22 protein-coding genes and 3 tRNA genes are annotated in these 24561 nt (G+C 36.7%); 6 read left to right on the forward strand and 19 right to left on the reverse strand.

The window, feature by feature from the left end; translation table 11 throughout:
• From ACTQ46_RS05035 to hflX, 5 genes are all read right to left on the reverse strand, one after another.
• Complete coding sequence (locus tag ACTQ46_RS05035; protein WP_441747831.1) at window positions 1-846, reverse strand: CvfB family protein; 846 nt, start codon at window positions 844-846, stop codon at window positions 1-3.
• Window positions 846-1592: a prolipoprotein diacylglyceryl transferase gene (gene lgt, locus ACTQ46_RS05040; RefSeq protein ID WP_441747832.1), complete on the reverse strand. Its 747-nt coding sequence runs from the start codon at window positions 1590-1592 to the stop codon at window positions 846-848. The genes ACTQ46_RS05035 and lgt overlap by 1 nt, the downstream gene beginning before the upstream one ends.
• A 15-nt stretch (window positions 1593-1607) precedes the next feature.
• Complete coding sequence (locus ACTQ46_RS05045; protein ID WP_441747833.1) at window positions 1608-2348, reverse strand: YebC/PmpR family DNA-binding transcriptional regulator; 741 nt, start codon at window positions 2346-2348, stop codon at window positions 1608-1610.
• A gap of 80 nt (window positions 2349-2428) precedes the next feature.
• Window positions 2429-3073 carry a YigZ family protein gene (locus ACTQ46_RS05050; protein ID WP_441747834.1) on the reverse strand — a complete coding sequence of 215 codons (645 nt, stop codon included), beginning with the start codon at window positions 3071-3073 and terminating at the stop codon, window positions 2429-2431.
• Entirely contained in the window at window positions 3060-4325 is a 1266-nt protein-coding gene (hflX, locus tag ACTQ46_RS05055) for a GTPase HflX (protein WP_441747835.1), read from the reverse strand. Before hflX ends, ACTQ46_RS05050 begins: the two co-directional genes overlap by 14 nt.
• A gap of 113 nt (window positions 4326-4438) precedes the next feature.
• On the opposite strand from hflX, the gene ACTQ46_RS05060 reads away from it, so the two are divergent.
• The 4 genes from ACTQ46_RS05060 (at window position 4439) to ACTQ46_RS05075 (ending at window position 8606) form a co-directional block, all read left to right on the forward strand.
• Window positions 4439-7426: a penicillin-binding protein 1A gene (locus tag ACTQ46_RS05060; RefSeq protein WP_441747836.1), complete on the forward strand. Its 2988-nt coding sequence runs from the start codon at window positions 4439-4441 to the stop codon at window positions 7424-7426.
• Between the two features lie 180 nt (window positions 7427-7606).
• Window positions 7607-7683, forward strand: a tRNA-His gene (locus ACTQ46_RS05065).
• A gap of 4 nt (window positions 7684-7687) precedes the next feature.
• Window positions 7688-7771, forward strand: a tRNA-Leu gene (locus ACTQ46_RS05070).
• A 58-nt stretch (window positions 7772-7829) separates the two neighbouring features.
• Window positions 7830-8606, forward strand: a complete 777-nt coding sequence (locus ACTQ46_RS05075) for a metallophosphoesterase (RefSeq protein WP_441747837.1) — start codon at window positions 7830-7832, stop codon at window positions 8604-8606.
• A gap of 295 nt (window positions 8607-8901) precedes the next feature.
• Here the strand turns inward: ACTQ46_RS05075 and ACTQ46_RS05080 are convergent, their stop codons facing one another.
• The 5 genes from ACTQ46_RS05080 to ACTQ46_RS05100 all read right to left on the reverse strand — a co-directional run bounded on the left by ACTQ46_RS05080 (window position 8902) and on the right by ACTQ46_RS05100 (window position 13104).
• A complete protein-coding gene (locus tag ACTQ46_RS05080) occupies window positions 8902-9963 on the reverse strand; it encodes a branched-chain amino acid aminotransferase (protein WP_441747838.1) in 1062 nt (353 codons plus the stop codon).
• Between the two features lie 161 nt (window positions 9964-10124).
• Window positions 10125-11399, reverse strand: a complete 1275-nt coding sequence (locus ACTQ46_RS05085; RefSeq protein WP_441747839.1) for a cell wall-binding repeat-containing protein — start codon at window positions 11397-11399, stop codon at window positions 10125-10127.
• Window positions 11400-11679: 280 nt separating this feature from the next.
• A complete protein-coding gene (locus ACTQ46_RS05090) occupies window positions 11680-12021 on the reverse strand; it encodes a hypothetical protein (RefSeq protein ID WP_441747840.1) in 342 nt (113 codons plus the stop codon).
• Window positions 12018-12752, reverse strand: coding sequence for a cell wall-binding repeat-containing protein (locus ACTQ46_RS05095; RefSeq protein WP_441747841.1), 735 nt, complete (start codon window positions 12750-12752; stop codon window positions 12018-12020). The genes ACTQ46_RS05090 and ACTQ46_RS05095 overlap by 4 nt, the downstream gene beginning before the upstream one ends.
• 1 nt (window position 12753) lies before the next feature.
• Complete coding sequence (locus tag ACTQ46_RS05100; protein ID WP_441747842.1) at window positions 12754-13104, reverse strand: cell wall-binding repeat-containing protein; 351 nt, start codon at window positions 13102-13104, stop codon at window positions 12754-12756.
• Window positions 13105-13583: 479 nt separating this feature from the next.
• On the opposite strand from ACTQ46_RS05100, the gene ACTQ46_RS05105 reads away from it, so the two are divergent.
• Window positions 13584-13659: transfer RNA gene (locus ACTQ46_RS05105), tRNA-Arg, on the forward strand.
• A 108-nt stretch (window positions 13660-13767) separates the two neighbouring features.
• Here the strand turns inward: ACTQ46_RS05105 and yqeB are convergent.
• The 5 genes from yqeB to asnB form a co-directional block, all read right to left on the reverse strand.
• On the reverse strand, window positions 13768-14577 hold the full coding sequence (gene yqeB / locus ACTQ46_RS05110) for a selenium-dependent molybdenum cofactor biosynthesis protein YqeB (RefSeq protein WP_441747843.1): 810 nt from the start codon (window positions 14575-14577) through the stop codon (window positions 13768-13770).
• Window positions 14578-15165 (reverse strand): nucleotidyltransferase family protein, encoded by a 588-nt coding sequence (locus tag ACTQ46_RS05115; RefSeq protein ID WP_441747844.1) that lies wholly within the window; start codon window positions 15163-15165, stop codon window positions 14578-14580.
• A 92-nt stretch (window positions 15166-15257) separates the two neighbouring features.
• On the reverse strand, window positions 15258-17816 hold the full coding sequence (gene xdh / locus ACTQ46_RS05120; protein ID WP_441747845.1) for a selenium-dependent xanthine dehydrogenase: 2559 nt from the start codon (window positions 17814-17816) through the stop codon (window positions 15258-15260).
• 217 nt (window positions 17817-18033) lie between these two features.
• A complete protein-coding gene (gene hydA / locus ACTQ46_RS05125) occupies window positions 18034-19401 on the reverse strand; it encodes a dihydropyrimidinase (RefSeq protein WP_441747846.1) in 1368 nt (455 codons plus the stop codon).
• Between the two features lie 10 nt (window positions 19402-19411).
• Window positions 19412-21256: an asparagine synthase (glutamine-hydrolyzing) gene (gene asnB / locus ACTQ46_RS05130; protein ID WP_441747847.1), complete on the reverse strand. Its 1845-nt coding sequence runs from the start codon at window positions 21254-21256 to the stop codon at window positions 19412-19414.
• Between the two features lie 118 nt (window positions 21257-21374).
• On the opposite strand from asnB, the gene ACTQ46_RS05135 reads away from it, so the two are divergent.
• Window positions 21375-22241 (forward strand): DegV family protein, encoded by an 867-nt coding sequence (locus tag ACTQ46_RS05135; protein WP_441747848.1) that lies wholly within the window; start codon window positions 21375-21377, stop codon window positions 22239-22241.
• Window positions 22242-22537: 296 nt separating this feature from the next.
• Here the strand turns inward: ACTQ46_RS05135 and ACTQ46_RS05140 are convergent, their stop codons facing one another.
• The 4 genes from ACTQ46_RS05140 to amaP all read right to left on the reverse strand — a co-directional run bounded on the left by ACTQ46_RS05140 (window position 22538) and on the right by amaP (window position 24471).
• Complete coding sequence (locus tag ACTQ46_RS05140; RefSeq protein WP_441747849.1) at window positions 22538-23011, reverse strand: Asp23/Gls24 family envelope stress response protein; 474 nt, start codon at window positions 23009-23011, stop codon at window positions 22538-22540.
• 64 nt (window positions 23012-23075) lie between these two features.
• On the reverse strand, window positions 23076-23561 hold the full coding sequence (locus ACTQ46_RS05145) for an Asp23/Gls24 family envelope stress response protein (protein WP_441747850.1): 486 nt from the start codon (window positions 23559-23561) through the stop codon (window positions 23076-23078).
• Window positions 23562-23590: 29 nt separating this feature from the next.
• Window positions 23591-23911, reverse strand: a complete 321-nt coding sequence (locus tag ACTQ46_RS05150) for a DUF2273 domain-containing protein (protein WP_441747851.1) — start codon at window positions 23909-23911, stop codon at window positions 23591-23593.
• 11 nt (window positions 23912-23922) lie between these two features.
• Window positions 23923-24471 carry an alkaline shock response membrane anchor protein AmaP gene (amaP, locus tag ACTQ46_RS05155; RefSeq protein ID WP_441747852.1) on the reverse strand — a complete coding sequence of 183 codons (549 nt, stop codon included), beginning with the start codon at window positions 24469-24471 and terminating at the stop codon, window positions 23923-23925.
• Window positions 24472-24561: the final 90 nt, after the last annotated feature.

The raw sequence follows: 24561 nt of genomic DNA on the forward strand, positions 1-24561 counted from the left end.
TTATTCTCCTTTAATTCTTATTCCATTTTTATAAAATTCGATTTTTCCGTTTTTCAAAAGCCGTCCGACAGCTCTTTTGAAGCTTGCTTTGCTGATTGAAAATAAATTTCTAATCTCGTCTGGATCGGACTTGTCGTTAACCGGCATAAAACCGTCATTTTCAGTTAATATCTCATAGATCATCGTAGCATCTGTATCGATCTCCATAAAGCCTCTCTCTTTTATAGAAAGATTAAGCCTTCCGTCTTCTTTAACAGATGAGACTCTTGCAGAAACAGATTCGCCTATACTTAATACGCCCTTGCATTCTTCTTTTGGAAGCAATGCTTCGTACTGATCGTCTACTGCGATGAAAGCGCCGATATCATCTACGATATTATAAATCGTACCGGTAATCCAGTCGTTTTCTTTATAAGGGGAATCCTGCCTTAAATAATCTCTTATTTTCATCGTTGCACAAAGCCGTTCTGAACGGTCGATATAGAGAGCCATTAAATATTTTCGTCCTCTATCAAGCTTTACTGTCTGCTCTTTAAAAGGTAAAAACAAATCCTTCTCTAACCCCCAGTTTACAAATGCTCCGATTTTCGTAATTTCCTTTACTTCCAAATGGGCTATTGTACCTAAAGTAACATAAGGTATCGTTTTTGTTGCGATAAGTCTGCTGGAGTGGTCTTTGTAGATAAATACGTTTATCTTGTCCCCCGGCTTATCACTTTCTTCCAATTCTTTTCCAGGTAGAAGAACATCTTCTTCTGGATCTTCAACACCTTCTATTCCTAAAAAAGCACCTGAGCTTTTAATCCTTTTTAATAATAATTCTTGAACTTCGCCTAATTCTATCATTATTTCACCTCCTTCTTCCGCACCTTATAATAGATAAAGGCGCCTGTTATAATAAGCAATGCACTTAATAATTGTGAAACTCTGAAACTTCCAAAATACAAGCTGTCCATTCGAAGTCCTTCTACAAAAAACCTCAACGTTCCATAGAGGATTAGATATAGAGACAGAACTTCACCATGGTTTTTCTTCCACTTTCTCAAATAGATAAATAGAAAAGCAAATATCATAAGATTTCCTAAAGATTCGTAGAGAAATGTCGCATGATATCTCTGCCCCTCTATCAATACAGAAATCGGGAAATCCGTCGGTGCTCCATAGGCTTCTTTGTTTATAAAATTACCCCAGCGGCCGATAGATTGACCTAGAGCAAGCCCCGGCATATAAAGATCGGCCATCTGCAGAAAAGATATCTTTTTTTTCCTACAGTATAGGTACCCAACTAAAACCCCTGCAATAATACCGCCATAGATCGCAAGACCTCCTTCTCGTATATCGAGAATTTTCGTTAGATCTTTACTGTAGTAATCCCAGCTGAATATAACATAATAAAGTCTGGCGCCGATTATAGAAAAAGGAAGAATCCAGATGATAAGATCTTGAACATAATCTTCCGGGAAATTTTCGAACTTTGCATTTTTCGAAGCCACTGCAACACCAGCGATAAATCCTATCGCGATCAGCACTCCGTACCACATGATGTCAATTCCAAATAAACTAAAGGCCGTTTCACTTACAGGTGGAGTCATAGGCTGCCTCTTTTCTTATTCATTTTCTAAATCTGCATTTTGCCAATTATGGAATACAGACTGTACATCGTCATTATCTTCAAGCATGTCAATCATTTTCTGAAGTTTCTTTTGAGCCTCGGGATCTTCTACGTCTGTTTCATTTTGCGGAAGATAAAATAAATCTGCTGTGTGGAATTCATAGCCGTTTTCTAAAAGGTTATCTCGGACTTTGGCAAAATCATCCATGGAAGTTGTTACGACAAATAAATCCTCTTCCATTTGTACATCTTCTGCTCCTGCCTCTATGGCTTCTAACATGAACTCTTCTTCATCTTTATCCTTTTTATCGATGGTTAAAACACCTTTGTGATCAAACATAAAGATTACAGAACCGTTTTGTCCCAAATTACCTCCAAACTTATCAAAAGCATGTCGGATATCCGCTGCAGTACGATTTCTGTTATCCGTTAAACAATTTACGATAACAGCAACACCTTCAGGACCGTATCCTTCATAGATGATCTTTTCATAGCTTGCCCCGCTATCTTCTCCTGAACCTTTTTTTATAGCTCTTTGGATATTATCGTTAGGCATATTTTCTGCTTTTGCTTTTTCAATTGCTGATTTTAAAGAGGGATTATAATCTGGATCCGGGCCGCCTTCTCGTACGGCTACAGATATCATTCGAGCGATTTTAGTAAATATTTTACCTCGTTTCGCATCTTCTTTCCCTTTTTTATCTTTAATACTAGACCATTTATTATGTCCTGACATTTCAAACACCTTCCTCTTGCTTCATAGATTGATACATAACTAATAGATTATACCATAATTAGAAAATGTATTGTAGGTATCTAGTCTAGCACTATTTTGTTTTTTTCTTTTTTTAATAACAGATCTCCCTGCTGGATCTCCCCATTGCCGTTTGTTAGATTCATTATCGTTTCATTAAAGTCTTTTATCTGCTCTTCTTCTATTAGATAATCGAAAAATACTTTGTCTAAATATTCTTTATTTTTAAGATTCCACTTTTTGTTTGCCGTGGTATTTTCGATACTTCCTAAATAACTGTAATCCGCAGTAAGTTTGATTTCCCAGAAAGTTCGGACATCAACTTTTTCTACAAGGGTTTCGACAAGTTTTGCAGCTTTTCCATAGGCACGGATAAGACCGCCTTTTCCAAGCAGTATCCCTCCGAAATATCTGGTTACCACAATACAAATATTTGTAAGATCTTCTTTCTTTATATATTCAAGGATGGGTACACCTGCAGTTCCTTGGGGTTCTCCATCGTCACTGTATTTTTGAATCTCTTTATTTTTGCCGATAATATAAGCATAGGTGTGATGTCTTGCGTCTGGATATTTCTTTTTTATTTCTGAAATAAAGGAAACGGTATCTTCTTCCTGGATGCATTCTTTTACGGATGCGATAAATTTTGATTTCTTCTCGACGTGAAAGCCTTCCCCTCCGCCGTGAATCGTTTTATAAATTATCACTGTCTTTCACTCTTTCGTATTTTTTATATTTCAAAAAAGATGCATCATTCATAAAAACAGTTATCGATGCCCCTTCTTCTACATACTCCATGCCTTCTGTTTTGAAATTCTTTAAAAGATTATACAGTATTTCTTGGTCTTCATAAGGAATCAATAAGGATCTTTTTTTCTCATCTTTAGCAAGAATTTCTTCGATTTTTTCTTTTAAACGAAGAATGTCTTTCGGATCAAGTGCTGAAATAAATATCTTGTCTTCAATGTCTGCATAGAGAAATTCTTCCCTTCTTTCTAAGAGATCAACTTTATTAAAAACAGTTAAAACAGGTATTTGAATATCCATATCTCTGAGAAGTGCCCGAGTTGTTTCCCTTTGTATATCAACATTATCGTTATTGGAATCCACAACTTCTAAGATTAGATCTGCATAGCGTATTTCTTCGAGAGTACTTTTAAAAGCTTCTATCAAAAATGTAGGCAGATCTTCGATAAATCCAACAGTATCCGATAGTACGATTTCTCGGAATTCATTTAATTTAACCTTTCTTAGGGTTGTATCCAATGTATGGAACAACTGATCTTTTGCATCGAAAACTTCCCCTTCCTCTCCTAAAAACGCTTTTGCAATCGTTGATTTTCCTGCATTGGTATAGCCGATAATCGATATTTGAGGAATCGGATTTTTGATTCGTTTGTTTCGTGTAATCTGTCTTGTATTTTCCACTTGTTCCAGCTGCTTTTTAATCTGGCTCATCTGCCTTTGAATTACACGGCGGTCCAACTCCAGCTTCTGCTCCCCGGGTCCTCTTGTTCCGATACCTGCTCCTTCTCTCGAAAGATAATCTCTATATCCGATAAGCCTTGGAAGCCGATATTTCAACTGTGCAAGCTCCACTTGAAGAACCGCTTCTTTTGTTTTAGCTCGTGTTGCAAATATATCGAGAATAAGATTTGTTCTATCAACAATCTTGGCGTCAAGGGTATTTTCCAAATTCTTCATTTGGCTGCCGCTAAGCTCATGATTAAAAATTATAGTATGAGCATCTAGTTTTTCCATTTGATCTTTAATTTCTTCCAATTTACCAGATCCGACATAGGTTCTCGAATCGATACGATCTCTCGGTGCTGTGACAGAAGCTGCTGCTTCACCTCCTGAAGACTCTACCAGTTCTTTTAACTCTTTTATTCTATTTTCATAGTCATAATTATTTCTGCTTTTTAGTTCTACTGTTACGGTTATTACTTTTTCTCTCATAGTCTCTCCTTTGCATATAGTATAACATTTATGAGCTTCTCTTTTTCATTCGGATCGTTAACAAAGAAAACCGCATATGATATAATCTTTTATATATCAATTAGGAGGTCATCATGTTTAAATTCAAAAAAGGCCAAGGTATCAATCGGTCTCATCGAAGAATTAAAAATTTTTTGACCGGTCTTATAATTTTCTTCACCTTGGTTATAGGAGGTCTTGGACTTGCTGTAGTGGGTATCATCAAAGATGCCCCTGATATCGATATGGCAAATGTCAGCGATCAGCTTAAGCAGACCTCAACCATAGTAAATCAAGATGGCGAAATTATAGAAAATGTCCAAACATCTGAATACAGAGAATTGATCTCTCTAGATAAAATACCCCAGCAGCTGACAGATGCATTTGTTGCTGTAGAGGATGAACGTTTTTACAGTCATTCAGGTGTTGACCCTCTCGGAGTAATGAGAGCAGTGGTGGATAATTTGAAAGCCGGTTCTATTGTACAAGGTGCATCTACAATCGCACAGCAGTTAGCTCGAAACTTATACTTATCAACGGATCAAAATTTCGACCGTAAAATTAAAGAAGCCTATCTAGCTTTGCAGCTGACCGAAGCATTAGGTCAGGATGGAGTTTTAGAAGCTTATATGAATCGTGTGTACTTAGGTCAAAATGCCTATGGCGTTCAGGCTGCAAGTAAAATTTATTTCTCTAAAGATATCGATGAAATTACATTAGCAGAGGCAGCCACATTAGCCGGTATTGTCAAAAGCCCGACGAATCTTGCTTTATATCGTACAAAAAGCCCTGGAGATGTCAGCGACGAAGACACTGTCGTAGGCGAAGTACGGCTAAACGGCCATAATTATACAGCAATACTAAATAACAACACTTTAGAACGACAGAAATATGTATTATCGAAAATGCTTGAAACAGGCAAGATTGACCAAGCTCAATTTGAACAAGCCTCAGCTGAAGATATCGCATCTTCTATAGATCCTGGCAGACAGTCGGAAAAAATATTATCTGCATATTACTCTGACTTGATTCAGTCTCAGGTGACTTCAAAGTTAGTCCAAGAAGGAGGCTATACAGAAGAAGAAGCTAAAAATATGCTTGTTAACGGCGGAATCAAAATTTACAGCAGTGTGGATATGGATCTGCAAAAAGAAATTGAAGAGATATATAATAACTTTTCTTCTTATATCTTAAGAGGCCGCGGCAGCAGCAGCCGTCCAGCGCTTTTAAACTATTCTGCAGACGGAAATGGCAATATTACAAATGCAAATAATGAAGTTATCTACTTCCAACGTTCTCAAATGATTAATAGTCAAGGCAGAGTGGTTATTCCTAGTTCTCAGTTCGAAATAACAGAAGACGGCGGCGTTCTTTTTAAAACAAACAGACTTCGCTTAAACGGCAACCAGCTTGATATTGTAGATTATTACTCTGTTAATAACAATAACAACCTTGTAACCCACGAAGTCTCAAAAATCACGATACCAAACGGACAAATTACTCAAACAGACGAAGGTTTAAAGCTAGACCGAAATTATATAAAAGATAATGAAGATTTTTATACAATTAACACAGAAGGCAATATGGTGTTAAATGATGCTTATTATATTGTAAACACAGAAGGGGTTCCTCAGCCTCAAGCTTCAACGGTGATTATCGACCATAAAAATGGAGCGATTAAAGCTGTTGTAGGCGGACGCTCCTCCCAAGACGAACAGCAAGGCTACAATATCTACAACCGAGCTACAAAAATTCCTAGACAGCCCGGCTCTACGATGAAGCCTCTAGCCGTCTATACACCGGCTTTAGCCAACGGCTATACAGCTGCTTCTGGAATCGATGATGTTCCTTTCTATAACAACGAAGGCGAAAGATGGCCAAACAACTGGTATAACGGTTATAAAGGCATTGTCTCCCTGCGTGAAAGTGTAGAACAATCTATCAATGTAAATGCAGTAAAGACATTGGAAGCTGTGACAATTCCTAAATCAAAAGAGTTTTTAACAAATTTCGGTATTATAAATCCGAATAATATGAATGCAGACCACTTTGTTACTGCAGATGAAAATCCAACTGTCAATGACGAGAATTTGGCTATGGCTCTCGGCGCTATGACAGAAGGGCTCACCAATCTAGAATTAACAGCTGCTTACGCAGCCTTAGCAAATGAAGGAACTTATGTTGAACCTCTTACCTTTACAAAGGTGGAGGACAGTAAAGGAAATGTACTTCTCGATCATCCGCAAAAGAGAGTTCAAGTCGTTTCTCCACAGACAGCTTTCGTAATGACAGATATTCTAAGAACTTCTGTAAATTATAACTATGCAGTTTCAGCAAAACATCACAGCATTCAAGTAGCTGGGAAAACAGGTACTACTCAAGGTAATCAGGACTTATGGTTTGTAGGCTATTCTCCTTACTATACAATCGGTACTTGGATGGGATTCGATAATCAACAGCTGAAACTATCCTATAACGGTGGAGAAGCAGTAGACTTCTGGGGCATTATCAACGATGCAGCTCTTGCAAATAAAGAAGCTATGGATTTTAGAGAACCAAATGGTATTGTCCGAAAACAAGTATGTACACTGTCCGGCAAACTTCCAAAACAATCCTGTTATAACGATCCAAGGGGTGTCGTAAAAACTGAAGTATTTGCTGCAGGAACAGAGCCGACAGAATATTGTCATGTTCACGAAGGACAGTGGGGAAATTCTTATATTGTGCGTCCTGTCCCCTACGATCCGGCGAAAAACGATTATATTTATCCAGATGACTGGAGATATACGAAAGAAGGAAGAGCTTATTATCAACGTCAGCAACAGCAGCGAAGATGGAATGAACAAAGAAACAATCAGCGTCGTCAGGAACGTGAAACAGATGATGAGAACGATAACGAAAATAATAACGAGAACAATCAAAACAACAATAATCAAAATAATCAGAATAATCAAGACTGGAACAACCAAAACAACAATAATGATAACAACTCTACGAATAACAATTCTAATCAAGGAAATAATTCCAATAGAGGAAATAATTCGAACACAAGAAACAACTCGGATAACAGGAATAACGATTAAGACTTTCATTAAAAAACTATCTATTAAAAAAATAGATAGTTTTTTCTTGCTTTTAATCTAAATTTATTGTATAATTTATTTTGTCGTTAAGAAGTTTTAAAGAAATAAATTTTCTAAAAAAACTCTTGACAAAGAAAAAACCATTTGTTATTATTATAAGGTAATCGCTAAGGCGGTTTGGTGGGTGTGGCCTAGTTGGTTAGGGCGTCAGATTGTGGCTCTGAAGGTCGTGGGTTCGAATCCCATCATCCACCCCAGTAGGCGGGAATGGCGGAATTGGCAGACGCGCTAGACTTAGGATCTAGTGTCATTGACGTGGGGGTTCAAGTCCTCTTTCCCGCACCATATAAAGCAGGTATCGTACCTGCTTTTTTTCTTTATCTTTTTTAATAAGGAGATTTCTATGAAAGCTGTTTATATCATTCCGATATTTTTTATACTTCTATTTCTATATCTTTATCTTCAAGTGAGCTGGTTAAGGATACGTAAAGTTCATATTAAAAGCAGTAAACTGAGTCGTGATTATAAAATACTCCATCTGACAGATATTCACGCGAATCCTTTTATTCGTTATGAAAACATATTTTCTTCCATTCAGAATGAAAAACCGGATCTGATCTGCATCACCGGCGATATTATAAAAAAAGACTCGAAAGAGCTGGAATCTTTAAAAGAATTGTTCGAGAATTTAGAAAAAACAAAACTTCCCCTCTTCTTTATCTATGGAAATCATGATCTTCGTCATAAAAGCAGAAAAAAGATAGAATCCTTCTTAAAAAACTATCCTGTGCATATTTTAAAGGATGAATCGTTTGAATTTGAGAAGGATATTCTAATAAACGGTTATGACCATAAAAAGCACCTCGCCCCTTTAAACAAATCAGAGGAAAAGTTCACCCTCTCTTTAGTCCATGACCCTATTTTGTTTGTGCGTAGCATCGAACAAAGCGATTTGGTTTTATGCGGCCATACACACGGTGGACAAGTTCGTTTTCCCATTATAGGCGCTGTATATGTTCCGAACCAGACCTTCAAACCAAAATACAGCAAAGGCTTATATGAAACTGAAAAAGGCTCTATCTATATCGACAGCGGTCTCGGCTATTCTATGCTCCCTCTTAGATTTTTAAACCCGATCCAAATGTCCTATATACTGATAAAAAAGAGTGGAGAGTCATAGAGTAAAGATGTGGCGAAAAAGCTATGCTTTTCTATGTTGTATAGAGACTCTTATTACACTAATTATATCTAAAAAATTATTATTTTATTCAGTCTGAAAATAATATAAAAAGGAATCCAAATCGGATTCCTTTTTTGTGTAATTAATAATTTTTTTTATTATGTTTTCGAACAAGAGAAAATCAGCATGTCTTCCCTATCTTTATAGTAAAGAAACACGTTCCATGTTTCTTCCATATCTCCACTCTCTCACTCTCTTACTCTTCACTCTTTATTTTGAAACTCTTTCACTCTTTTTAAAGTTTAACAGTCCATTCAAATGGATCTTCGATTTTTCCTGTTTGAATGCCGAATAATGTATCATATATTTTTTGACTGTACGATCCTATTTCTCCGTTATTAAAGACCATATCTTCCCCTTCATACGTAAGGCTGCCGATTGGCGAAATAACTGCTGCTGTTCCTGTTGCAAATACTTCTTCTACTAATCCATTTTTATAAGCTTCTACAATTTCATCTATGGTTATCTGTCTTTCTTCTACCGTTTCTCCCCAATGTCTTAAAAGCTCTAAAACACTTTTTCTTGTAATTCCAGGAAGAATTGTACCAGACAAACTTGGAGTGATGAATTTTCCGTCTATTTTGAAAAAGGCGTTCGAAGTACCAACTTCTTCTATATACTTATGCTCAAGAGAATCCAGCCATAAAATCTGCTGATAGCCAAGTTTCCCCGCCTTTTCTTGTGCTGCAAGACTCGAAGCGTAGTTGCCTCCGCATTTCGCCTCTCCAGTACCGCCCCGTACTGTACGGGCATACTGATCTTCTACATACATATGCGTAGGCTGAAGTCCTGTAGCATAATAAGCGCCTACTGGGCTTAATATAATCATAAATTTATAGCTGTTGCTGACACGTACTCCTACATAAGGATCTGTCGCAAAAACAAAAGGTCTGATATAAAGGGATGTTCCCTCTGCATCCGGAACCCAATCCTTGTCCACTTCAACTAACGCTCTTAATGCTTCCATAAAAACTTCTTCATCAATTGCAGGAATACACATTCTTTCGTTCGAACGGTTTAATCGTCTTGCATTTTCATAGGGACGGAAAAACTGAATACTTCCATCCGCTAAGCGATAAGCTTTTAGGCCTTCAAAGGTTTCTTGGGCATAGTGAAATACCATCGCCGCTGGAGACAATTCTATAGGTCCATAAGGCAGAATCTGTGCATTATGCCATCCTTCCTCTGGATTATAGTCCATAACAAACATATGATCCGTAAATTCAGTACCAAAGGATAGTTTTGTTGGATCCACTTGTTCTTTTGGAGCTTCTGTTTTTGTAATTTTAATTTCCATTTTTCACACACCTTCATTATATAATATCTTTTTTCATATTATATCACAGAATAATAATCATGTACTGACGTTCCAAACAGCTAGAACTTTATACAGTTCCAATGCCATGGCTAAGAAATCTATAGACTGCATAACATTTACATAACCATTCCTTTTATTTTTTAGTTAAATAAAGCTACCCAGTAGTATTCTCCGTTCTTTTCGTAAACACCTATGCCAACCTTTGTCATGCCGGAATTCAGCATATTCGCTCGACTCGCTGGATCTCCGAACCATCTGGTCACCGCTTCATAGGGATTTGGATAGTAGCTCATGGTAATATTTTCTTTTGATACATTTTCTTCAGTAATTACCGTTCCATCTGGCCTTTCGTGAGCAAACTTAGCAGCGATTTCTTCTGCACGCATATTAGCCAAAGCTGTTAAATCATCATCTAGTGTTATAGGCGCAATATCTCTTTGATATCTTTTCTGATTCAAATTGCGCAGAACTTGATCGGAAAGAGTGTGTGTTGTTGGGTTTTGGGAATGAGGGATTTCGTTTGGATTTCTCATTTTATCCTCAATACTTGTTTTAACACTTTCAGATACTGCTTTTTCCCCACCTATAATATATCCGCTGGCTGCAGAACTTAGAAAGTCGTCATAAGACTCATCGATACTGCTTCCCGCTAAAAGGATAGGCGAATCTTTCCCTACTAAATAAGAGGCGCTTAATGCGTCTGCAAACTCGGTTCCTGTTGCAATGATAGGATTATTATAATCCCTATCAAAAATCGTTGCTTTATTCGTATCGTAGCGGTTTCTTCCAGAGAGCACTTCCCCCCTTGGATTTTTGATGACACCGCCTACTGTATACTGATAGTGGTAGATAGGATCAGGAATTTCGTCATTTCGGATTAATTTTAAACCGAGATTTCTCGTTTTTACAAGATTCACCGCACTTAAAGCGTCTGGAAAATTTTCCCCTGAAGCAAGTATTACGTTTTTTATATTGTAATAGTCGTTTACAGCCTCGCTTGTCTCATAACGGTTCCTTCCTGAAATTCTAGTAGTTTGAATTCCTTTATCGTTCAACTCTTCTTCCAAAGAAGTTCCAACTGCTGCTGACCCCCCTATAATAAAGGCCTTTGTTACTGAAGAGGTTAGCAGCTCTCTAGCTGTTGTTGCCTCTGATACTAAAAGAATAGGCGCATTCTCCTTATGAGAAACAACACTTGCCATGATAGCATCGGGAAACTTTTGTCCATTTACAATGACAATCGTCTCGACTCCCTGAGATAAATCTCGAATTTTTCTGCTGGTTTCATAACGATTCCTTCCTTCAATACGAACAAGCTCTCCCTTTGCCATAGCTGCTGTAGGCAACGCTAAAGTTAAAGATACCATAGCTATTGCGAGAGCTGCTTTTTTAACTATTTTTTCCGCTTTTTTCATCCCTTACCTCCAATATTTTAACAATATTATAACATAACAGATGAAGGAAAATATCGCAAAGCTCTCCATTAAAAAGAAACAGTATTATTAGAAATCTGTATAAAACCTAAAAAGCCGACGGATTATGATCTCCATCGGCTCACAGGAATTAAGAACGTTTATAATAATTTGTATAATATTTCTTTATACTGTCGAAAGAAGATTTTGCAGAGAAAATTCCGCCAACAGCATATCTGCCGTTGTCAGGATCCCACTGGCAGTAAGCATCCATTAGATTTAATCAAAGAACTCTTTCTTCCTCTTCTGCATGAATTCTTGTATATCCTTGTACCTCTTCCCTTCGTTGATGTCCAAGATAATATCTAACGATAATATCGTTATTATTTTTCTCGATAAATTCTTTTACACCATAAAAACATGCTATATGATCCCTTCTTCCTCGACTGTTATCGAATCCTTTATTTTCATCTAATGTACGAATGTAAATCGGGGTATCCTTAAAATAACTGCACACACTTTTCACAGCGTTATATACCTGTTCTTTTGTCAGCTCTTCATTTGGATATCCGTAATCGATAAAGGCTTCGGCAGGATAACCCAGCCGCCGCAAAACATCCATCACTTCCCTTTCTCTTGCAAGATGCATCTCTTCTTGTCTATTTCTGCACGATTTTCTAAACGAAGCCTTTTGTTGATTTTTTCAACTGCAATACTTTTGTCGCCGTTTGTCATTTGAATAATGTATATTTCCTTTCCATCTTTTCTGTCTTTCAGCATCTGCAGGCCCATAGCCAACGTTTCATCATCTTGATGGGGATTCACATATAATGCCACACCTTTTCCATTTTGTATCCTCCCCCCTATAAGCGTGAAATTATATTTTGAATTTTCAGGAATCTCTTTCGTACTTTTTTTTACAAGAAGTATGTTTTCGCCATTATTACAAAGTGTCACTCCGGCTAATGCATCCGCAAAGTGTTCTTCTGTTGTAACAAAAACATCACTTTGATTTTTGTAAAAACTTTCCTGAACAGCTAGGGATGTTTCATAACGATTCGATCCTGTTATACGTATCGGTTTTTTCACTTTCTTTTCGATTGATCTGCTGAGAACCCCTTCTCCCCCTACAAGATAAGTTGTTCTGGGATCGATACCATCTATATCCAGCTTTTCTCCCTCTTTATCTGAAATAATAATAGGAATTTGATTTTGGTAAGCATAAGCGCTTATGGATAAAAGATCTGCAAATGCGGAGGCATTCGTTATAATTATTGTTTCTGGTTTTTGAGTAAATACATATTCATTTACTTTCTTATTCGTGTCAAATCGATTCTCCCCAAAGATTCGAATCACATCATGCCCTTCTTGAAGCTCCTCTTCTATGAGAAGAAGAGATAACTTTATTTCCCCCTATTATAAACACTTTTTCTGCTTGAATCCGAGAAATTTCAGATTTATTTCTTGGATCTAGTTCTTTGCTCTGATTTAAAAGAATCGCAGCATTTTCTTTCTTCGCTAAACTGATAGCCGATATTGCATCTGAAAAGCTAGAACCGTTTACAAGAATTACATTATCCCTTACTCTTCTTTTAGAAATTTCAACAGCTGTTTCGGTGCGGTCTTTCCCTGCTATTTTCCCCTCTGCTGCGGCCGCTGTTTTCATTGGACTCGTGAATATTATTATAATTGTTATCAAAAATATCATCAATAATTTCACCCTATGGTACATCATAACTATATGTATTTCCTTTAAAAATAATTTATTGGTTTCTAGTCACAATATGTAACCGATACCATAAGCCGTATTATAACATTTATACAATAAAATGGAATATCATTTCCTAAAGTCCGTAATATTTTTACAATATAGGTATATAAAGCAATGTTTAAGGGATATTATTGTAAATAATGAACTGTCTTTGCATAAGAATAGTTAGCATCATTGCTAACCGCTTTAGGAATCCCGCTATTGATATATAGAATTTAATGTATATTTCATATGGCGTATCTAAAGATAATATCAGTATCTGCCTCATCTTCTATCAAATTAACAAGAACGAACAGGATCCTTTTGCAAAATATAATTACTTCGTTTAGCGATGAAATTCTCAGATTGACATTTTGCTTGACATCATGTAAAATTTAAAGGACGTCAAAAGTACAACCATTGATATTTACAGCTTTGCATCAGTAGCTCAACGGATAGAGCATCGGTCTTCGGAACCGAGTGTTGGGGGTTCGATTCCTCTCTGATGCGCCAAAACGATAGGCTTTTGTCTATAGTGTTTTAATAGACACATAGCGTTAAAAAAGGCTTCTTGGAAAATTCCAAGAAGCCTTTTTGTTATATTCTTTCTTTATTGTACCTTTAGATATCCATATTCTTTTTTCTTAGCATTATCATAACTGCTTCTAATGTTCCTCCGCCTACAGCTCTAGCCTTGTCGGAAATCGTATAAACGAACTCAGGGTTTACACGGGGATCTACATCGCCTGTTTTAAAGCCTTTTGTCACATAACTTCCATCTCTTATCATACCTCGGACGATTCCCGGGATCTTTGCTCTGATTTCTTCTCCCTCTACTATCGCCAGTACTTCCCCTTTTTCCACTACAGAACCTAAATCTTTGAGGACTTTGACCTTTCCTTCTACCGGCGCATAGAGGACTCTGTCTGTTGTATGTCCGTCGATAGCCCCCGGCGCTCCTGAATTCGGAGCTGGCTCTCCTTCGAATATCAGCCTTCCCAAATCATGGCCTCTTTTTGTTTCTACAACGATATCTACATCAACACCTGCCGTAAATCCAGGTCCGATAGCTATCGTTATGGGGGCCATATCTTTTGTTGTTCCTAAATTCTTCTTTGCTAAGATTCCATCTACTATAATATCCGGCTTTATTTCTTGTATAACAGCAAGCTCAGGGTCTACAATGACAGCTACTTTATCTTCTGCCCAAGCCTTTTCTACTTCATTTTTGTCGCTGCATTTTTTAGCAGTTACATCTTCTACTGTTGTTTCACCATCGAAAACCGCTTCGCTTAGAGAGACATATCGTCTTATGGATGTTGGTTTTTCAATTTCGCATGCGATAACTCGAAAACCCGCCCTATGTAGTTTCTGAATGGAACCTGTTGCGATATCACCGGCCCCTCTAAATATTATAATTTCGCCTTTCATCTAACTCTCCTTGTATTTATTGTAATTTTCCATAGTATCTATATCTAATCCTTCTATAGGATGGTTAAAATCTATTTTTACGCTTTCATCCCATTCTTTTTTAATCACAACGGATCCTCCCTGATCTCCTTTGATATTCAGCAGATCCTTTTTTAGCCGATGAGGAAAAATTACTGGATTTCCTTTTATGCCGCAAAAAAAAGGCAGGGTGATCTTATCGGAGTTTTCATCAAATATCTGTATAAGATGAAGAATTGTTTCCTTCTTTAAAAAGGGCTGATCCGCTACGAAAAACATATACCCTTTGCTTTCAGATGCTTTTTCAAGACCTTTGATGATCGAGAGGCTTTGTCCTTTATATGCTTCTGGATTCATTACAATAGTAAAATTTTTTCCTTTTGAATATTCTGCGATATAGTCTTTTGAGGTTACGATAATTTTTTCTTTAAAAGGCAGTTCAGAAATTATATCCACAATATGCTGATACAGCATCTTTCCTCTAAAGGGCAGCTTTAGTTTATCTTCTCCCATTCTCCTGGATAAACCGGAAGCCATTACAATGGCAGCGATATCATTTGTTTTATTCATCTTTTTTCCTTTATACATAGGGTTATTTTAACACAACGATAACCTTTCTTCAATGAAAAAAGAGCTATGAATCCATAGCTCTTTTAAAGGTTTTATTTCTTTTTCTTGCTGTATGCTGTTTCATCCATAGGAAGTTCTCTTCTAAAGTTGCCGTCCATAGCATAGTATGCTCCTTGGATAGCTGCAGCAGTTGGAATTGTAACGATTTCGCCTAATCCTATCGCTCCATAAGCAGCATCGATTCCTGGTTTTTCCACGATAATGCTGTGGATATTAGGAATTTGGTTTGCTTTTAACAGACCTAAAGAACCAAATTTCACTTTAGGAACACAGTCTACTAGCGGGAATTTCTCTGTAAGGGCATAACCCATACTCATAAGAACTCCCCCGTCAATTTGTCCTTCAATGGATAATGGGTTTACCGCTTTCCCTACTCCGTGTGCTGCATATACGTCTGTAACTTTTCCATCATCATCTAGTACTACTAAATGTGTTGCATAGCCGTAAGCGATATGAGATTTTGGATTTGGCTTATCGGATCCCATTGGATCTGTCGGCTCGAAATATTCTGCGAAATATTCTTTTCCTTCAAGATCCTCTAAAGATTTTCCGTCAAGATCCGCTTTTAATTTTTCACAGGCCATACGAGTTGCTTCCCCTGTAATAAGGGTTTGTCTTGATCCTGATGACGTTCCTGAATCTGGTGCGTTTTCTGTATCAGAGTTGAAGTATTTTGTCTTATCGTATGGAATATCCAGTGTTTGACAAGTAATTTGTGTTAATACCGTTCCAAGTCCCTGTCCTAGACAAGATGCTCCTGAGTGGATTTCTACTTTGCCGTCTTGGACTACAAGTCTGCATCGTCCTTTATCAGGAAGTCCAACTCCTACTCCGGCGTTCTTCATAGCACAAGCAAGACCTACATTTTTATTATTATCGAAATAAGGTTTCACCGCTTCTAGTGTTTCTGCAAGTGCAGTTGATGGGTCTGTAATCTGTCCATTTGGAAGAACTCCCCCTGGTCTGATTGCATTACGGTAGCGGATTTCCCATGGAGAGATCCCTACTTCTTCAGCTAATTTTGTAATCAAAGCTTCCATTGCAAAGTTAGACTGGCAAACACCGAAACCTCTGAAGGCTCCCGCTGGAGGATTGTTTGTATAGACACCATAACCATAAATATCAGTGTTATCATAGGCATAAGGTCCTACCGCATGAGTACAGGCTCTTTCAAGAACCGGTCCGCAAAGGGAAGCGTAACAACCTGTATCGAAATAGATTTCAGCCGTCATTCCTTGGAAGATTCCATTTTCGTCACATCCGATAGAGAATGTTCCTTCCATAGCATGGCGCTTAGGATGGAAGTTGATTGATTCTTGTCTTGTCATGCTGACTTTAACAGGTTTTTGAAGTTTCACTGCTGCAAGTGCTGCTAAATGCTGAACAGAAACATCCTCTTTTCCTCCAAAACCGCCGCCGATTAATTTATTTTCAATGATGATCTCGTCTGGTTCTACTCCAAACATAATCGCAACTTCTTGTCTTGTATCATAGGCTCCCTGGTCTGTTGTAAATACTTTTACAAGATAATCTTTATAAGGGAATCCGATAGCACATTCCGGCTCTAAGAATGCATGCTCTGTAAATGGTGTTTTAAAGGTGTCTTTTACTACATATTTTGCATTTTCTAGAGCTGTTTTCGCATCTCCGCGGGCAATATGTCTTGTCTGGCACATATTTCCATTAGAATGGATTTTTGGAGCATCTTCAGCTAAGGCATCTTTTATTGTACGGATAGGCTCCAATTCTTCGAATTCAATCTTAACAAGTTTTTTTGCTTCTTCTACTTTTTCTGGAGAATCCGCTACTACAAGGCAGATCGCATCTCCGATTCCTCTTGTGATTTCGCCTTCTGCGATAAATACATCCCAGTCTTGTTGAATATGGCCTACTTTATTATTTGGTACATCTTCAGCTGTAAAGATATACTCTACTCCTTCTAAAGCTTCTGCTTCTGATTTATCAATAGAAACGACTTTAGCGCGAGGATATTTTGTACGGATACAAGTACCATATACCATTCCTTCCATTTCAACGTCGTCTACATATTCGCCAGTACCTAATACTTTATCTTTCACATCGATACGTCTCATACGTACGCCTAATTCTACATTTTTATCTTCGCTTGAAAGTTCTTCTTCCCCTCGGATAATCTTTGCAGCCAGCAAAATACCGTCTATTATTTTCTTATATCCTGTACAGCGGCAGATATTTGTTCTAATAGCTTGTTGAACTTCTTCAAATGTAGGATCGGAATTTTTATCTAATAAACCTTTTCCGGCCATAACCATTCCTGGAATACAGAAACCGCATTGTACTGATCCTGCGTCTGCAAAAGCTTGAACAAAAGCGTCTTTTTCAAAAACTGAAAGCCCTTCAACTGTTAGCACTGATTTTCCTTCTAATTTTGATAATTTTGGAATACAAGCTCTTGTTGCCTTGCCGTCAACAAGTACTGTACAAGTGCCGCATGCTCCCTCGCTGCAGCCGTCTTTCACCGATTTTAATTTTAAATCATCTCTCAAGAAACGAAGCAGCGTTTTTTCTTCAGCTACGTCATATTCTTTATTGTTTACTATAAATTTTGGCATATGTAATACTCCTTTGATTTTTGTTTTAGAAAACTATTATAAATATGTATTTGTTTTGACAAAAAAATAACTAGCAAGATATAGTTTTCCTGTTTCTATTTACAATTATAGCATATTCCACCTCATAAAAAAAGCTGAATTTAGCCGTTATCTCAATGTTCATATATCGAATACTTTTTGAAAAGACCTCAATATGAGGTCTTTTTAATCTGTTTTTTTATTGTCTTTCTAAGAATTTTCCTGTTCCTGCAGACACTCTTAATTCACCATTATCGATGATAATTTTGCCTCGCTGGATTGCTTTATCCAGTTTAAAGCCAGACTTAAATCCTTCATAAGTTGTATAGTCGCAGGTGCTGTGGCGGTTTTCTTGAGAAATTGTATAGGAATTTTTCTCATAAATTACAAAATCTGCATCTGCTCCGATTGATATGCTCCCTTTTTTAGGGTATAGCCCGAATATTTTAGCAGGATTAACAACTAGTTTCTGTAATAACAAGTTTATAGAAAATCCACGTTTTGTTCCTTCTGTTAGAATAGTCTCTATTCTCTCTTCAATGCCCGGCACACCCCCTGGGGCTACTCTAAAATCATCTTTTCCATTTAATTTATCTCTTTCAAAAAAGAATGGACAATGATCCGTTGCAATAACATCTACTTCTCCCTCGGCTATTCCTTTCCAAAGTGCTTCTTTATCTTTTTCTTGTCTTAAAGGAGGAGCCATAATATATTTTAGACCTTCAAGGTCGCCCTTTTCAGTATACTTTTCTTCTGTTAACAGAAGATACTGGGGACAGGTTTCGCAATAAAGATTTTTCACCCCTCTACGGCGGGCTTCTTTTATTTCATTTAAAGCTTCTTGAGTAGAGGTATGAACAATATAAAGTTTTGGATAGTCTGCTAATTCTGAAAGATAGATCAATCGGTTCACAGCCTCTGCTTCTGTTGCATTTGGGCGTGTCTTCGCATGATAGATCGGTGTAAGATGACCTTCTTTTCCTGCTTCTTCTCGAAGGAGTGCAATCGAACCATCATTTTCACAATGGACACAGATTACAGTCCCAGATTTTTTTGCCGCTTGGAGAACTTTTAATATTTCCTCGTCATCAAGCATGCCGCCATAGGTTGTGTAAAGCTTAAGGCTGGAAATTCCTTCGTCTTTTAATTTTTGTAGCTCTTTAAGGGTTCCTTCGTTAACATCTTGAATCACTCCATGAAAACTATAATCTATAACCGCTTTTTCTCCTGCTATATCGTGATAGGTGTCAATCATAGACTGAAGGGTGCATCCTCTAGGTCCAAAGGCGATATGATCTACTACCGTTGTGGTACCGCCGAAAGCCGCCGCTACTGTTCCCTGATACCAGTCGTCTATAGAGCGATACTGTCCCAGATCCAAGTCTAAATGAGTGTGAACATCTATTCCTCCGGGCATAAGGAGATTTTCGTCTGCATCTATCTTTTCATCAGCTTCGATTTCTAATTTGCTTCCAATTTCTTTTATTTTTCCATCTTCGCAGTATATATCCGCTTTATAGCTTTGGAATCCATCATATACTGCGGCATTTTTTATTAATAGGCTCATTCTTTCCTCCCTATCTTTTAATAAAATACTCATCATACCAAATCAAGAATACATAAACCGTCCATAAATAACGCTGATTTAACGCCTTTCCTTGATAATGGTCTTCTAATAAACGAAGGAGTTTATCTGTATCGAAAAATTTCTTCGCCGTATCGCTTGATAATGTTTCTTTGAACATATTATAGTATTTATCCTGTTTCAGCCAGAACCTGATCGGCACCGGGAATCCTACTTTTTTTCTTTTTGCCCAATCTTCCGGCAAGCTGTCTGATGCAGCTTTTCTAAGAGCATATTTAAAGATATCACCGTTGACTCTATATTTTTCAGGTATCGTTGCAGCAACATTCATAACTTCTTTATCCAAAAATGGAACTCGAAGTTCCAGGCTATGGGCAGAGCTCATTTTATCTGCTTTTAAGAGTATATCTCCAGGCATCCATAGATTGATATCAAGAAGCTGTTTCTTCGTCAATTCACTGTCGTTTCTATGCTTCTCAAAGAACTCCCGTACGATATCATAAGCTGATGGTCCTTCTCTATATTCATCGAGTAAAATATCATCAGCCTGCTCTGGTGTAAAAATTTTAGCTTCGCCTACAAACTCTTCATAAGGATATTGTCCGCCTCGATTTAAGAAGTCTGTAAGATGAGTCTTTTTATATTTTACGGCAACATTTCGAAGTCCTCTTCTTATCGGGAAAGGCAGTTTTTTGTATTTTTTCATATTCGAACTTTCGCCATAAGCAAAATATCCGCCGAAAAGTTCATCTGCACCTTCTCCGGATAAAACAACAGTTGCATGCTTTCTTGCAAGTTCTGATAAGAAATATAAAGGCACTGCTGACAGATTCGAATGAGGCTCATCCATATGATACTGGATTAAAGGAAGTTTCCCTAAACAATCTTCTGCATCAACCATTACTTTATGATGCTTGAATCCGCAAAGATCAGAATACTCTTTTGCTATATCTGTTTCATTATAGAGATCTCCATAATCTGCAAATCCTACACTGAAAGTATCTTCTGGCTGAGATAAATACGTTACATAAGACGAATCGATTCCGCCTGAAAGAAATGCACCTACTTTAACATCGGACTGGAGATGGACGTCTACTGATTCTCTCATAACATTTTGTATATCTTTTACATACTCTTCTAAAGATTTATCTGTTGGATTAAAGGAAGCTTCCCAATATCTGCTGATCTCGATATTACCGTCTTTATACAGCATATAATGTCCTGCTGGAAGCTTATACACTTCTTTAAAAAAGGTTTCTTTCATAGAAGAATACTGAAAGGTTAAATAAGGTTTTAATGCCTTAGGATTTAGTTCTTTAATAAATTCTGGATTTTCTAAAAACCCTTTAATTTCCGAGCCGAAGATTAAATTTCCGTCTTTGGTATTTTGTGTATAGTAAAGGGGTTTTATTCCAAAAGGATCTCGAGCTATAAATAATTCTTTTTTCTTTGTATCCCATACAGCAAAGGCAAACATTCCTCTTAAACGGTCTAAAATATCTTTTCCCCAAAAATCGTAACCGTGGATTATAACTTCGCTGTCCGTTTCAGATTTAAACTTATAGCCTTCTTTGATTAACTCTTCTCTAAGTTCTTTATAATTATATATTTCCCCATTAAAGATCAAAATCTTAGTTCTATCCGCATTATAAAAGGGCTGATCCGCTTCTGAACTTAAATCAATAATACTAAGTCGTCTAAAACCAAAAGAAATATCGTCATTCTCATAGAATCCGCTGCTGTCCGGTCCTCTGTGAATAATTTTTTCTGTCATATTTTTTATCACTTGTGGGTCATATTCTTTATCTTTATGAATATATCCTATAATTCCACACATTTATATCACCTCGTATGTTTTTATTATCTCACAAATTCTTCCTGCTGAATAGATTCTAACTTTAAATTCACAGTATTGCAAATACATGATATAATTATTTTTTAGAAAGGATGTTTATATGGAAAAAATTGCTATTGCCACAGATTCTACCTGTGATTTAACAGAAGAAGAATTACAAAAATATGATATTCATACTGTATCCCTCCAGGTAATCTATCCGAACGGCGATACTTTCAGGGACCGCAGAGAAATCGACACTAAGAAGGTTGCAAAAGATTTAGTGGATCAAAACATAAAGACCTCCCTGCCTATAGGGAAAGATATCTTGGATTTATTAGACGAATTTTATGAAAATCAGTATACCCATGTCATTCTATCACCGCTGTCCTCAGGATTAAGCGGTACATACGAATTCATGAATGGTTTAAAAGCGGAATACGAAGGTAAATTAGTAATAGAAGTTATCGATCACAAGTCTGTATCTGCCGGTTTCGGCTATCCTCTAGTAATGGCTTCTAAGGCAAGGAGTGAAGGACACAGCTTTTCCGAGATTGTATCTTTATTAAATGAATATAGCAAAAATGTTGAGATCTATTTTGCTGTAGATGATTTGACATACCTTCAAAGAGGCGGAAGAATTTCTAAAGCATCAGAAGTAGTTGCAAATATTTTAGATATAAAACCGGTTATTACAGTCACTGAAAAGGGCACCCTAGAAGTAGATCAAAAAGTTCGAGGCATAAAAAAATCAATGAGATCCGTTGCAAATAAGCTTGTACAATTTTCGAAGGGTAGAGAAATCGAAAAAATCTTTATCGTTCATTCTTCAGCCCCAGAGAAAGCCGACTTTTTAAAGAACTGCTTTGAAAAAGCATTTCCAGATCAAAATATTGACCTGGAGATATATGAATTAAGCTCGCTGTTAACAGTTCATACCGGGCCAGGTCTTTGCGGAGCAGGAATTTTTATAAAACAGCATATATGATTCTCACTACAATAGAAAGAACCTGCAATAAACACTGTCTGCAGCAGCTTTTTGTATTCTTATCAACCAAATAGTACAGAGATCGGGGAATTTAGTGAGAAAGAAATTTTACAACTTTTAACTACAGTTTTAGCAAAACTATAGATAAATGAAAATAATATCTTATATTTCTTTTCCTTATTCGCTTGTTTTTACGCTGCTTATAGTTCTTATCTCCATGTCGTTTCCTATCTTCTCGCCATCATGTAATTAAAAAATGCAGAGCCGAAAGAGGCATCTGCATTTTTTGTATTTTTTTATCTTAGGTTATCGGAGCCAGGATTTTTATAGTTCTCGTAATCCCTTTTTGTCATAAGATCGACAATTTTTAAGTTTATTTCTACAGCTACTAATCCTGTCATTGACTGAATATGTTCGGATACAATTTCTTTAATATCGTCATATACTTTTTGAGCCGAATAACCGTGCTCCATTATAATACTTATATCAAATGCAGCTTCCTTTTCTCCGATCTCAGCAGACACGCCTTTTGTCATATCTTCTGATCCAAATGTTTCTTGAATTCCTGAAATTACGCCGCCTTTTAGAGCCAGCACCCCGGGAACTTGATACGCTGCTACAGATGCAATCTTCTCTATTGTCGACTTTTCAAATTTCAGTTTGCTATTAAGATCGACTGAAGGTCTATAGCCATTTACATTTAAATAGTCCGGATCATCATATCTGTTAAGATTTTTATTAAGGATATCAATATCTTCATTATCTGCCATTTTACTTCCTCCAAATGGTTAAAGCAGTATCGAGTTTAGAAAAGAAAAAGCACCCGAAGGTACTTTATCTTAAACCGCCATTTGTATTTTTATCTTCATTGTTAGATCGGTTTTTTTGTTCATATTCTTTGCGTGTCATAACGTCTTTTACGTTAACATTTACTTCTACCACGTCTAATCCAGTCATAAGATTCACTTGTTGGGATACGATTTGTTTAATTTTTTCGAAAATTTTAGGAGCTGATTTTCCGTATTCAACTATAATCTCGATATCCAATGCCGCTTCTTTTTCGCCAACATTCGCATCAACACCTTTTGTCAAGTCTCCTGAACCGAATCTTTCTTGGAATCCAGTAAATACTCCGCCTTGAAGATCAAGAACACCTTCTACTTCCGAACTTGCTATAGAAGCAATCTTTTCAATTACCGAATTATCAAAAGTAAGTTTGCTTACATGTCTGTTTTCTTGAATTCTATCTTCTCTTTCTTCTCTTTCCTTTTTATTTACATTTGCTCTTTCGTTATACGCTTGTTCATTAATATTTGCCATAATTACTCTCCTTTTAATTTTTTAGTTTTTTATCTTCTTAATAATTTTTCCAACCAGTTTATAACGTGAGGATTATTATCTTTATAAGCTCCTATTAAATAGCCAATTAAAGCTAATAATAGGATTAACAATGTTTCAAAAAAGCCCACAGTTATAAATAATATAGCGGTAATCACACCGATGATAAGTCCTATCACGGCGTACTTATTATTTTTATAGAATGTTTTGCTATTCTTATAAAATTCGCTATCTTCTGGTTTTTGAATATCTTTTTCTTCTCGTTTTTCTATGATAATGATTCTTTCGGCTTGAGGGTTTTCATTATAGTTCTCTATCTGCTTTTGATCCATAATATCCCTCCTTAAACCACTCTTCTGTTATTGTTTTTCTTAATATCAAAAAATTTTACTTTAACATTAGAAACAGGATAGCCGGTAAATTCTTCTAAAGATCTTTTTACTTCCGCTTTAAGTTCTGTTCCTAAAGCATCCAGCCCTACTGCCTGATCCGAAACACCGCAGTCTAAAGAAGCGTATATTGACGGAGTTTCTCCATTTTTGATATCAACGTCTACATTTGTATCCCTTACCTCAGGATATTGATTTGCAGTACTTCTTACATTGGATTCAATCGCTGCTTTCGAAATATAAAGCTCGCCCATTTTGTCCGTATCTCTTAAATAGTTTTTAAGAGACGGTGCTGCAATCCCAACAATAAAGAATATGAAAGCCCCTATTGCTGTAATAATGGCTAATACTGTTAGAAGATAATAGAACCACTCTTCTCCTGAAATACTCCTTAAACTTTGAGTAATACCACCATAATCAAATATCATAAAGTAAGAAAGGAAAACAGTTAGCAAAACGATAATGCCATAAATTACATAAACAAATTTCTTTAATCCACTCACTTTTATTCCCCCTTATATTATTATAATACCCTTTTTTACTACTATTTAAACATATTACTTTTATTGGATTGCTTTTATCGTTAGCATATG

This window comes from Gallicola sp. Sow4_E12 (assembly GCF_052116305.1).
Classification (GTDB): domain Bacteria; phylum Bacillota; class Clostridia; order Tissierellales; family Peptoniphilaceae; genus JBQKLI01.